Raw genomic sequence first — 11,886 nt, 5'->3', positions numbered from 1 at the left:
GGCGGGGCGTGCGCCTGCCGATACGGGGCGCGTGGCGGGCGAGGCGGGGCGTACGCCTGCCGATACGGAGCGCATGCCGGGTGAGGCGGGGCGTACGCCCATCGATACGGAGCGCGTGGCGGGCGAGGCAGGACGTACGCCTGCCGATACGGAGCGCATGCCGGGTGAGGCGGGACGTACGCCCATCGATGCGGAGCGCGCGCTCGCCGACGCGCCTCACACGCCCGCCGACACCTCCCGTACCTCCTCCGACCGCGTCTCTTCCGCCCCTGCCCCCGCCTCCTCCGACACGGTCTTCCGCGCCCGCGTCCTGATCAACTGCGCCGGTCTGCACTGCGACCGGATCGCGCGCCTGGCGGGCGACGCGCCGGGCATGCGCATCGTCCCCTTCCGCGGCGAGTACCACACCCTCGCCCCGGCCCGCGCCTCCCTGGTGCGCGGCCTGGTCTACCCGGTGCCCGACCCCGCGTTCCCGTTCCTCGGCGTCCACCTCACCCGTGGGATCGACGGCTCCGTCCACATCGGCCCGAACGCCGTCCCGGCCCTCGCCCGCGAGGGGTACGACTGGCGCACCGTCCGCCCCGCCGACCTGGCCGGCACCCTGGCGTACCCCGGTTCCTGGCACATAGCCCGCCGCCACTGGCGCTACGGCGCGGGCGAACTGCACCGCTCCCTCTCCCGCCGCGCCTTCACCGAGGCCGTCCGCCGCCTGCTGCCGGCGGTCCGCGAGGAGGACCTACGACCGTCCCCCGCCGGCGTGCGCGCCCAGGCCGTCCTGCCCGACGGCACCCTCGCCGACGACTTCCTCATCACGGAAACCCCGTCCATCGTCCACGTCCTCAACGCCCCGTCCCCCGCCGCCACGGCCTCCCTCCCCATCGGCAGGGAGATAGCCGGACGGGCTCTGGGGATGCTGGAGGCGACGTTCGGCTGAGGGGGCGTGGTGTCTGGCTGGGGGGAGCATGGTGTCCGGCTGAGAAAGAGGCGGTGCCGTTTGGCCGAGGGGACGTGATGTCCGGCTGAGGAAGAGACGGCGACGTCCGGCCGAGAAGAGGGCAGCGTCCGGCCGATAAGGGGACAGCGTCCGGCTACGAAGGAGGTGGCGTCCGGCTGAAAAGGCGTCGATGCCGCCACCGGCTGCGCCGCCCTCCGGCTGCCACCGCCACCGTGCCCGCCACCGTCCCCGTGCTCGGCCTCGTACCCAGCCTCGTACCCGACCCCATACCCGACCGCGCCCGTAGAATCGACCCACTGTGTCCGAGAACCCCGCCACCCCCGAGTCCAGCCCTGCCGCCGAGCCCGGTACGGCAGCCGAGCCCGGCCCTGGTGCCGATCCCGGTACCGCCGCCGAGCCCGGCCCCGACGCCGCTCCGCGGCTCGCGACCGACCGGCCCGCGGACGCGTCCCGGGCGCCCGTCCCCCGGGACGACACCCGCCCGCGCCCGCGTACCGAGCCGATGTTCCCCGACGGCACCGGCCCCGCGGCCGACCCGGCCGGCTCGCACCACGAGCGGCGGATCCGGTCCTTCCAGCCCCGGCGCAGCCGGGTCTCCCACGGGCAGGCCGACGCGCTGCGGCGCCTGTGGCCGAAGTGGGGCCTGGACATCGACGGCCTCTCCAGGATCGACCTGAACGAGCTGTTCGAGGGCCGCCCGGTCGTCCTCGAAATCGGCTTCGGCATGGGCGAGGCCACGGCGCAGATGGCCGCCGCCGACCCGGACACCGGCATCCTCGCCTGCGACGTCCACACCCCGGGCCAGGGCAATCTGCTCGGCCTCGCGGAACGCAACGGCCTGTCCAACATCCGCGTGGCCAACGGCGACGCGATCATCCTGCTCCGCGAGATGCTCGCCCCCGCCTCCCTGGCCGGCCTGCGCGTCTACTTCCCGGACCCGTGGCCCAAGAAGCGCCACCACAAGCGCCGCCTGATCCAGCCGGAGTTCATCGCCCTGGCCTCGACCCGGCTCGCGCCCGGCGCCCTGGTCCACTGCGCGACCGACTGGGAGCCGTACGCGGAGCAGATGCTCGACGTCCTCTCCGCCGAGCCGACCCTCGAAAACCTGCACTCCGGCTACGCCCCGCGCCCGGACTTCCGCCCGCTGACCAAGTTCGAGGGGCAGGGCCTGGACAAGGGCCACGTCGTCCACGACCTCCTCTTCCGGCGGCGCCCGGCATAGCCCGCCCCGCGGTGGTTAGGGTCGATGGGTGAATCCGCCGCAGCCGCCTCCGCTTCCGCCGAAACCGGCGTACGCGCCCGATCCGCGCTACGCCGCCTCCGCCGCGTCGCCCGCGGCGGCGCAGTGGCACTACGCCCCGCGCCGCCGCCCGGCGCCCTGGCACAGCAGGACAGCGCGCGCCGTCGCCCTGTTCTCCCTGCTCGCCCTCTCCGGCGTGATCATCCTGGCGATGGTCCGCCAGCAGACCGGTACGCAGGGGTTCCTCGTCGGCCTCGGCCTCGCCGTCTTCCCCGTACCCGTCCTGATAGCCGGCTTCTGCTGGCTGGACCGCATAGACCCCGAACCCCGCCGCAACCTGGTCTTCGCCTTCGCCTGGGGCGCCTGCGCCGCCACCCTCGTCGCGCTCCTGGCCAACGGTCTGGCCACCAACTGGCTGGAGAACAACCTCTCCACCCTCTCCCCCGACGATGCCCAGACCTGGGGCGCGACCGTCTTCGCCCCGGTCATAGAGGAGACCGTCAAGGCCGTCGCGGTCGTCCTGCTCTTCCTCTTCCGCCGCCAGAACTTCGCCGGCGTCACGGACGGCCTCGTCCTCGCCGGCATCACCGCCACCGGCTTCGCCTTCACCGAGAACATCCTCTACCTGGGCAACGCCTTCGGCCAGGACCAGTCCCTCGGCCACACCGGGCTCGACTCCCTCACCGCGGGCACGTTCTTCGTCCGCATCATCATGTCGCCGTTCGCACACCCGCTCTTCACCATGCTCACGGGCCTGGCCTTCGGCATAGCCGCCACCAGCTACCCGCACCGCCGCCCGCTGCGCCTGGCCCTGCCCTTCCTCGGCCTGGCCACCGCCGTCCTCCTGCACGCCATCTGGAACGCCGCCACCACCCTCGGCGACCTCGGCTTCCTCACCGTCTACGGCCTCTTCATGCTGCCCGTCTTCGCGACCCTCACCTGGCTCGCCGTCTGGGCCCGCCACCGCGAACTCCTCGCCCTGCGCACCTACCTCCCCCCGTACGTCACCACCGGCTGGCTCTCCCCCACCGAGCCCATCTCCCTCTCCTCCCTCAAAACCCGCTCGGTAGCCCGCGACATAGCCCGCCGCACTTACGGCCCCACCGCCGCCCGCGCAGTAACGGAATACGCCGCCACAGCCACCACCCTGGCCTTCCTACGCCGCCAAGCCCACCGCACAGGCCCCACCCCCACCTTCCCCACCCAAGAACAAACCCTCCTAAACCACCTGTGGCACCACAAACCACTGGCCCACCCAGCACTCCTCCAGGCACTCCATGTAACGCACCGGCCGGTGCCCAGCCCGGTGCCATCGACCCCACACGCAGGGCACACGCCGCACATGCCGCCCTACGATCAGTGATCCACCGGTTCCAGAAGTAGGCGGCCACCTGCAGCCGGTGAATACGCCAAAACCCCGGCTGTGGCAGGCTCGTGAGCCTGACGCTGGCGTGGTGCCAGCTGGTTGATGAGGTGACGCCATGCTTCCGCTGGACCATTCGGCCGCTTCCAACACCGTGGCCGTAGCCCTGGCCGAATCAGACAGCGGACTCGTCGCTGTACGCAAGCATCTCCGGCAGCTCGATCCCCGAGGTGAGCGATTCGCCCGGGTGCTGCGTGACACTATTGACCAGCTGCTCAATGGTGAAGTCACCGGGCGATACGACTGGAAGACGCTGTCCAAGACGGAGAAGACACACGCCGGATCGATTGTTGAAATCAACTTGCAGCGCGAGTTCGATTTCGATGATGGTGACGCCACGGACTACCGGATAGCCGGTATCCAGGTCGACTGCAAATACTCTCAGCAGTTCGGCGGGTGGATGATCCCGCCCGAAGCCGAAAATCACATCTGCCTGCTGGTCTGGGCCGACGACGAGAAAAGCCGCTGGAGCGCCGGCCTGCTCCGCATCCGCCCGGAGCTGCTGAACAAAGGCAATAACCGCGACCGTAAGCTGACCGTCAAGGCCGAACACCGCAACAAAATCTACTGGCTCTGGCGGGACGCTCCACTGCCGGAGAACGTTCTGCTGCATCTGGACCAGACAACCCGCGACAAGATTCTCGGGCTTCCCTCAGGCCAGGCGAGGGTCATCGAACTTTTCCGTCGCGTGCAGCTCCGCCCCATTGGCAGAGGTGTCGTGCGTACTGTTGCCCAGCAGAGCGACTACATGGCCCGGGTACGCGAGGCGAAGGGCCGCGCCCGGACAGTCCTCCGCGAAGAAGGGATCCTCATCCCGGGGCACTACAGCAGCCATCAGGCCGTCGCACGTGCGCTCGGCGCCCCGGTGCCCCGGGTGGGCGAGCTTGTCAGTTTCCGAGTAGCTGAAGCAGCCGCCCACCACGAAGGCCGTCTGCGTGTAATCCTCGATGGCCGGGCATGGGTCCTTGCGACGCCGGAGGACCCGCCCGTGACAGCGCCCTTCCTCCCGAAGCACACTGAGAAGAACCGTGACTGACAAGAACAGCTCTGATCAGAGTCAGGAGCCTCCTGCCAGCAAGGCATGGACTCCGCCTGACGGCTCCTGGGCGTCGTCCGCCGCCCGGCGGCGCAACATGCAGGCCATCCGCAGCCGGGACACCAAGCCGGAACAGCTGATCCGGCGGCTCGTACACGCCCAGGGGCTCCGGTACCGCGTGGCAGCCAGGCCCCTCCCAGACCTTCGCCGGACAGCCGACATGGTCTTCCGGCCGGCGAAGGTCGCAGTCTTCATCGACGGCTGTTACTGGCACGGCTGCCCGGAGCACTATGTGCCGCCGAAAACCAACCCCGGCTACTGGTCAGACAAGGTCGCCCGGAACATGGCGCGTGACCGGGACACTGACCAGCAGCTCATCGAGGCGGGATGGACGATCCTCCGGTTCTGGGAGCACGAGTCACCGGGCGACTGCGCCCTCAAGATCGCCAGCACGGTCAGCAGGCTCCGCAGAGATCAGCGTTGACTGGCCCGGGAGCTCGAACAGAGCCGCTTCCCGTGCCTCTCTTGCCGCTTCCGCTTCCCTGGCCGCTTCCCGCTCCAGTGTTTCCTCGACCGGGAACGGGGCTTTCAGCCCCTTCTCCAAAGCGTCGATAATCTGCTCGCCGACGGCTCGCGCGACCGGGGGTGGGAAGGCGTTTCCGACCTGTCGGTAAGCCGCAGTCTTGCGTCCAGAGAAATGCCAGTCGGTGGGAAAGCCCTGAATGACTGCCGCTTGGGTAACAGTCAGCTTCGGACCGAGCGGCTGACCGTCCTTGCCCTTGCTGTAAAGGTCACGGTCCGGATCCTTCATGTGCTCGGGTTCATTGGCGACGCCCATGGCATCGACCCCAAGCTTGAGCCATGCCTTCTTCGCCCGTGTGGGGCCGAGATCTGCGCCTCCATGCTTTTTCGAACCACCCACCAGGGTGGGAGCTACGCCGGTGCTGGCAGCCTTGTACCAACGCTCGTAAGCCCTTTTTCCTTCTGGTGACTGACCGAAACGCTTTTCCATCGTGGCTCCCAGAGCCTCCGCCACTGTGACAAGCTCGATCCTGTCCGGGTCCGGCCACCTGAAGTGGCCGGCGAACTCCGGCCTCATCGCAACGAGGATTGCACGTGGCCGGAGCTGCGGCACCCCGTAATCACAAGCCTCGATAACCCGCCAATCGCAGATGACGTAGCCCTCTTCTCGAAGGCGTGCCTTGATCTCATCGCGATAGGACTCGAACTTCTTCGGCGGTTCGAGCAGGCCCCGTACATTCTCGATCATGACGGCGTTGGGCTTCAGGTAACTCACCAAGTCGAGCATGACCGGGAACAGGTCACGCTCGTCATCCCGGCCCAGTTGCTTGCCCGCGGCCGAGAAGGGCGGGCACGGCACGCCGCCGGCCAGCAGATCGAGGGTGCCGGGGTCCAGCTCGAGATCAGCCGGGTCGAACTGTGTCAGATCAGCTGAGATGACTCTGCAGTCGCCCCACCCGTTCTCCTCCGTGACATTGAGTTTCAGCGTCTCGCACGCGTGCTTGTCGATCTCGATCAGCGCGTGGTGACGGAACCCTGCCTGGTGCAGCCCGAGTGCCTGTCCCCCGGCCCCAGCACAGATCTCCACAGAGGTGAACTTGGACTCAGTGCGGGTCATGCACCCTCCTTCCTACGTGCCACGGCGGACACACCTTGCAGCCCGCCCTCACAGAGGGTGACAGACGCCACTGACAACAACCCGGCCTCCACTAGAACTCAGCCTCCACTAGTGTGCGGCACTCGTTTCGCGCCGCTGCTGCCATCACGGACAACACGGCGAACGCCTCTCAATATTGCCCCTGCCGCATGCCAAGCGACGTGCGGGCTTCAGGTGGCACAGGGCGGGGAGGTTACGTGCCGAAGGACATCATGGTGCACTCAGCCAGCACTCTTCACCGCTTCGCGGAAGCCACCACCGCGATACGCAGAGGGCACGTCTGATCACACACGCCCGGCAACGCCCAGATGCCGCAGCAGCGCCCGTACGTCAGCCGCGTCCATCCCGCCGGCTACTGAGGGCTCTTCTTGCAGGTCAGCAAGCTGACGGACAGAGGGGTCATCAAGGATGCCGCCCATGAACTCCAGCTTTTTCTCCATACGGCGGGCCACGACCTCATCGACCGTGCCGGTAGCAGCGAGCACCGTGACGCGCGTCTCAGTGCCGGGCGCGAGCCCTAGCCGGTGAATGCGGTCCAAGCTCTGCAGGAACCGACCGGCCATGAAATCGCGGTCCACATAGATCGCGTCGTGGCACACCTGGTGAAGGCTGATGCCTTCGCCCATGGTCGCCGGGTTGGACAGCAGCACCATGCAGTCCGGGTCGTTACGGAAGCGGTCGATCTGCTCCTCGCGGTCAGGAGTGCCTCCGTGGACCATGGCTGGCCCGTAGTCGGCGAACAGGTGCTCCATCGTGGTCAGGCTGCGTACAAACGTGGACCACACGAGCGTCTTCCGGCCAGCGGCCGCGTTTTCAGCCAGCAGACTCAGCGCTTCCGAATATTTCGGGGACACCTCATAGCTGGGCAAGTTCTGCATCAGCTCATACAGCGAGTCCCCTTCTGGGACGTCCAGCGGCGGCACCTGATAGGCGAGGGGTTCGTACCTGCTGCTGCCTTCCCGCAGCAGTGCGGGGCTGGTGGCTGCCATCAGGAGCCGCATCAGCGCCTTGCCCAGCGCGTCGAAGTCGTCGCGCGAAGCTTCGGCTCTGGCCGTGAAGCGTCCGATTAGCGCATCGTAGATCTCACGGTGCAGGTCCGGGAGATCTACGTACCGGATCTTGGTCTCGTAGGGCGGCAGACCGAGTTCATGCTTGGTGGTACGGGTGAAGAGCGGGCGCAGGATCTTGCTGGCGTACGCAAGGTCCCCGCCGTTCACGGCGCTGGTCACCACTCGCCGTCCGTGCCCCGGCCAGACAAAGGACAGCAGGTTTTCCAGGTCCCGGGCGCCGTTGGGGGCCGGTGTACCGGTCAGGATGAGCCGTCGGCGGCTGAGCGGCCCCAGGAACATGCAGGCGCTTCCGTACACGCCGTTTGCACCTAGCTTCATCCTGTGTGCTTCGTCCAGGATCACCATTGACGGAGCGGCCCGAAGCCAGGCTGCGAGCTGGGCCTGCGAGCGGTCCAGCCGCTCATAGTTCACCAGCAGCAGTTCCGTACCGAGGTCGGGGCTCTTCGACATGACCTCCGCAGCCAGCGGCTCCTCGAAACAGGCCGCACTCTCGAAAAGCCACGACTCGTACGCTGACTTCGGACTGACCACGAGAAGCCGTCTGACTTCTCCTCGTGCGCGCATGGCCGCGTAGACCGCTAGTCCGACACGGGTCTTTCCGGCTCCCGGGACGCTGAAGTTCGCGCCATGCCGCATGGACAGCAGGTGCGCGATGTCGCGCCGCTGGAAGGACGTGAGATCAGCCTTCCAGCCGTCACCCAGCAGGGAGATGACATCGTCCGCGGTGACGGCCGCACCGACCTCACCGGCCAGTGCCTGCTCAGCCGCCTCTGCGTCGTCGAGCACGCTGCCGACGAGGTCAGCCAGCGCTTCTTCCCACTCGACGGTTTCCGGTGACGGCCAGCTGCCCAGCGCTTCCAGACCGACGAGGAAGTCATCGAGTTCGACTTCCACGGCCAGCGGACCACTCCGAGTGCTGGCAGGAAACCAGCCCGCCAGCTGCGCAAGATCGCTCTGGTGGGCCGGGCTGACGCGCAGGGCCGCCTTGGTACGGGTGACATCGAACCCGATGCGCAACGACGGCTCCTGCACATCCGCCATCGGCCGTCACTCCTCCTGTTTCACCGCACCCAGCAGCCACTCAACCCCGTCTCCGGGCACCTCGATGCTACGGGCAGACTCGGCGGCCAGTTTTCCGAGGCTGTCCCGCAGCTTCAGCACGGCTTCGTCGAACGCCTCTTCATCGAGGCTCCGGGACGCCCTGGCCATCACCAGGTCGGTGATGCACTGCTCGATGTCCTGGCACGCGTCGGTGATCCGGCCAGGGGCAGCCTGCTTGCGCTTGCGGATACGTGCGTCCTTGCCGGCCGGTACCAAAGCCGCCTCGAATGCCTCGTGGGCAGCCTCGAAGGTACGCGTCGCCACCTGCACACGCTCGGCGGAAACGCCGCTCGCCGTCGGGCTGACCGCCTTCGCCCGCAGGACCGTGTCAGTGAGCGTCCTGGCCACTGTCACGACGGTGTCCACGGACTTCATGGTCCTGCCTAGACCGGGGATCGCGACGGAGCCGGCGGCGGGCGCTCCGGTCTTCAGCTCTTCGGGCAGACGCTGGTCGAGGTACCGGCGCGCGAAGTCAGGCTCGATCAGCCGCACATCCGTCTTGGAGAAGCCCAGGACCATGGCTGCAAGTCGGTTCTCCTTCATCACATCAGCGTTGGCCTTGCTCACCCGCGCTTCCTTGACGTACCGACGGTGCAGTTCGCGCAGCTTTTCCTGGTGCTGCTCGAAGTCGAGCAGCCGCAGCCCGGTGCCCTCACTCTTGCTCCGCTCGATGAGGTCACGCAGGCAGGTGAGGATCCACTGGTCCTGTTTGCAGGTGTCTTCCTTGATCCGGAAGTCACGTGCGATGTCCTTGGCGGAACGGCCGAGCTCAGCCTGTTCATCGATGGCCAGCAGCCGGTTGATGTATGAGTAGTCGCGGCGGTGGTCCTTGCGGAGCTGCAGCGACAGCTCAACCGCGTTGACGTCATCCCAGGTACACGACTCCGGGAGCACGCCGACGCGGATGTGCGCGACACCCAGCTCCCTGAATGCGGCCCGTCTGGTGTTGCCGTTGACCAGCACACCATCGCGCGTGATGAGACCGGGATCGTTCTGCCGGAAGTCGCGCAGACTCTCCAGCAGGGCGATGAAGTCCGGGTCTTCCTTCGACGGATCGGCCGGCAGCGACTTCAAGAGGTGGTGCAGGTAGTCCTGGCTGCGAACGCTCCAGGGGTCTCTCCGCAGCTCAGCGTCGAGTTCCGGCTCGTGGTCACGCTGCGCCCTGATGCGGTGCGTGCCCGGGTTGTAGTACAGGTCGGTCACCGGCATGTCGATGACCTCGACGTGCAAGGGCTGGCCCCGCCACTCCACAGTCAGGCTTTCCCTGGTGCCGGCCGCTGATTCAGCGTCCTTCAGCCGCTTCCGGACCAGCTCCTGGTTGGCCTCCGCCTTCGGCGGGCGTCCGAAGTCCATGCTCACGTTTGTTCCGTTCTCCTGGCTCTCAACAATCGCGGGGCGCTCCAGCCGGCTGGGCTAGAGACCGCCATCAAGGCCGAGCTGCTCGCGTACCTGGGCCCGCGACTCCTCGGGCAGTGTCCGGTAACTGGCCCAGATCCGCTCCAGTTCGCTGAACTCGCGGCGGTCCTTCTCCATCCAGCCGGCAAGGATCTTGCGCTCTATCGGACCGATCCGCCGCACAGCATCAAGGACGCTCACGAGGTCTGCGGTCACTTCCCGGCCGCCCACGCGGCAGCGGTTGCATTCCGTGACCAGCTGTACGTCGGCCGCGCCTCCTGGTCCCAGCACTGGTCGCCGGGCAACGTCCAGCTGGGCGGCCTCGTACGTACCGGGGTACGTCTGGCCCGCCGAGATGCCGCACGAGCGGCAGAAGTGCCCGTCCCTCGCGAAGATCTCGCGCCGCTGGGTAGCCGTGATGGCCGCCGCTGACTTGGAGCGGCCTTTCCCAGGCTCCCAGACCGCTTCCCCGCGCGAGACGAAACGCTGCTGGTGCGGCTCAAGCCCGACGTCCTCGCGGTTTGTGTCGATCCGCCAGCCGTGGTCCCGCAAGTCGCGCATACGGCGGTCGATCTGCGACGTCTCAGGAAAGGCAGCCCTCAGGGCACCCTTGGTGAAGACGTTTCCTTCGCCGACAACGGTGACGAGCCACAGGGCGGCGCGCTTCATCGTGCCGAGCTTCTTGTCCTCCCAGGACGGCAGTGTCACAGGGACCGCCTTTCACTTTCCGTAAGCACTCATAACTGAACGGATTCGCTGGCCGTCGACAGGGTTCTGCAGAGCAACCAGCCGCACCAGCCCGAGAGCTGATCACTCTTTCCAAGGATCCACATCGGACGCCGGGATTCAACACGCCACCGCCCATTCGTATTCGCGAAACTGCGAATACGGAGCTATTGACTTTCCGTTCCGTTCGAAGTAATCGCAAGACAGTTTTGACACACTCACTGTGACGTGCATCACGCGCTTTTTGTCGGCGTGGACCTCGACGACAGCAGCCCGCCGTTCACTTCCTGCCGACGCTCACTTGCCGGTCCCCACGAATTAACCGACCGGCGGGAACTTTTCTGCAGTTGCCGCCCGCCAGGAGAACGAGGCCGCGAACACGGCGCGAACACGCAAGTCACCAGTGCAGGCCCCTGACCTGCGGGTTCCCTACGCATTCTTCCTCTGGCAGCGCCGCTTCGCGGGACCGGCCCTCGGTGCCAGGTGTTCGCAGGAAAACCGGATGCGAATATTCCGGTTCCTTCCTGAGCATCGCCCCCGGACGGCAGCGATCCCCTCGCCCAGCGTCATCACAACGACGGGCCCGGCGCCCCGATAGCATTTCCAGCTGGATGAGATATGGTCCTGTGACCCGATGATCTCGGGAACGGACACCACATGCGGACAGGGGCGCACATCTCCCGGCGGCCGCCAGCGAATCACCGTTGACTTTCCCTGCGGTGCCAGTGCAAGAATCCTGCCCGTCACGAGAATCCGTATACGCGACCCGGAAAAGCCTCCATGACGAATTACCCGTTACCCCGCCACACCCGCAGAAGGGAATCCGTGCCGTGCCGCCGAAAGGACAGGTGAGCGCCAAGCCCCATGCCGGTCTCACGCCCGAAGCGCGGGAACTGGCAGACACCGTTGCGCACCTGAGCGCGCTGGCCCGCGGGACGGGGAGGAGCCAGGGCACTGTCGCACGGGCCGTCTTCGTCGCGCCCTCAACACTCACGGGCTTCACGACTGGGTACCGGATGCCCTCGGAAGCCGTCATGCGGGGACTCTGGGACCTCGCAAATGGCGCGCAAACGGTTACGGGACAGCCGCCTCCGCCCCTGGCAGATGTCCTGGAGACGTACTGGAAAGCCGTCCAGGCCCGGCTGGGTCCCCAGCCCCACGGAGTCAGTGGGTCCGTCCCACCCCAGGCGCAGTCCCCCGAAGCCGGCATTCCCCAGGGAACATCGGCGCTGCCGCCTGTCGTGGATGACGAGGCCCTCGGC

General features: G+C 67.2%; 9 protein-coding genes. 5 read left to right on the top strand and 4 right to left on the bottom strand.

Annotated elements, in window-relative coordinates; all coding sequences use genetic code 11:
- From lhgO to ADK86_RS41500, 5 genes are all read left to right on the top strand, one after another.
- Positions 1-934, top strand: a 934-nt coding sequence (gene lhgO, locus ADK86_RS28650; RefSeq protein WP_234346075.1) for an L-2-hydroxyglutarate oxidase, incomplete at its 5' end; no start/stop codon positions are given.
- A 319-nt stretch (positions 935-1,253) separates the two neighbouring features.
- The gene (trmB, locus tag ADK86_RS28645; RefSeq protein WP_053699203.1) at positions 1,254-2,177 is read left to right on the top strand and encodes a tRNA (guanosine(46)-N7)-methyltransferase TrmB; all 924 of its coding nucleotides are present in this window, start codon (positions 1,254-1,256) and stop codon (positions 2,175-2,177) included.
- 28 nt (positions 2,178-2,205) lie between these two features.
- On the top strand, positions 2,206-3,558 hold the full coding sequence (locus ADK86_RS28640; RefSeq protein ID WP_053699202.1) for a PrsW family intramembrane metalloprotease: 1,353 nt from the start codon (positions 2,206-2,208) through the stop codon (positions 3,556-3,558).
- A 118-nt stretch (positions 3,559-3,676) separates the two neighbouring features.
- Complete coding sequence (locus ADK86_RS28635) at positions 3,677-4,654, top strand: NaeI family type II restriction endonuclease (RefSeq protein WP_053699201.1); 978 nt, start codon at positions 3,677-3,679, stop codon at positions 4,652-4,654.
- Positions 4,647-5,138: a very short patch repair endonuclease gene (locus ADK86_RS41500; protein WP_078952323.1), complete on the top strand. Its 492-nt coding sequence runs from the start codon at positions 4,647-4,649 to the stop codon at positions 5,136-5,138. The genes ADK86_RS28635 and ADK86_RS41500 overlap by 8 nt, the downstream gene beginning before the upstream one ends.
- Here the strand turns inward: ADK86_RS41500 and ADK86_RS28630 are convergent.
- The 4 genes from ADK86_RS28630 to ADK86_RS28615 form a co-directional block, all read right to left on the bottom strand.
- Positions 5,073-6,293, bottom strand: a complete 1,221-nt coding sequence (locus tag ADK86_RS28630; protein WP_053699200.1) for a DNA cytosine methyltransferase — start codon at positions 6,291-6,293, stop codon at positions 5,073-5,075. The genes ADK86_RS41500 and ADK86_RS28630 overlap by 66 nt on opposite strands.
- 323 nt (positions 6,294-6,616) lie before the next feature.
- Complete coding sequence (locus ADK86_RS28625) at positions 6,617-8,443, bottom strand: DEAD/DEAH box helicase (protein ID WP_053699199.1); 1,827 nt, start codon at positions 8,441-8,443, stop codon at positions 6,617-6,619.
- A gap of 6 nt (positions 8,444-8,449) precedes the next feature.
- Complete coding sequence (locus ADK86_RS28620) at positions 8,450-9,862, bottom strand: hypothetical protein (RefSeq protein WP_053699198.1); 1,413 nt, start codon at positions 9,860-9,862, stop codon at positions 8,450-8,452.
- Between the two features lie 54 nt (positions 9,863-9,916).
- On the bottom strand, positions 9,917-10,606 hold the full coding sequence (locus ADK86_RS28615; protein ID WP_199834491.1) for a hypothetical protein: 690 nt from the start codon (positions 10,604-10,606) through the stop codon (positions 9,917-9,919).
- Between the last annotated feature and the right edge of the window lie 1,280 nt (positions 10,607-11,886).

This window comes from Streptomyces sp. NRRL F-5755 (genome assembly GCF_001279365.1).
GTDB lineage: Bacteria > Actinomycetota > Actinomycetes > Streptomycetales > Streptomycetaceae > Streptomyces > Streptomyces rimosus.
The sequence above is the reverse complement of the archived record's forward strand: the minus strand, read 5'-3'. Positions and strand labels throughout refer to the sequence as shown.

Coding starts and splice junctions, on each gene's coding strand:
- ADK86_RS28635 (WP_053699201.1), top strand. CDS start 3,677: ATGCTTCCGCTGGACCATTCGGCCGCTTCCAACACCGTGGCCGTAGCC.
- ADK86_RS28630 (WP_053699200.1), bottom strand. CDS start 6,293: ATGACCCGCACTGAGTCCAAGTTCACCTCTGTGGAGATCTGTGCTGGG.
- ADK86_RS28625 (WP_053699199.1), bottom strand. CDS start 8,443: ATGGCGGATGTGCAGGAGCCGTCGTTGCGCATCGGGTTCGATGTCACC.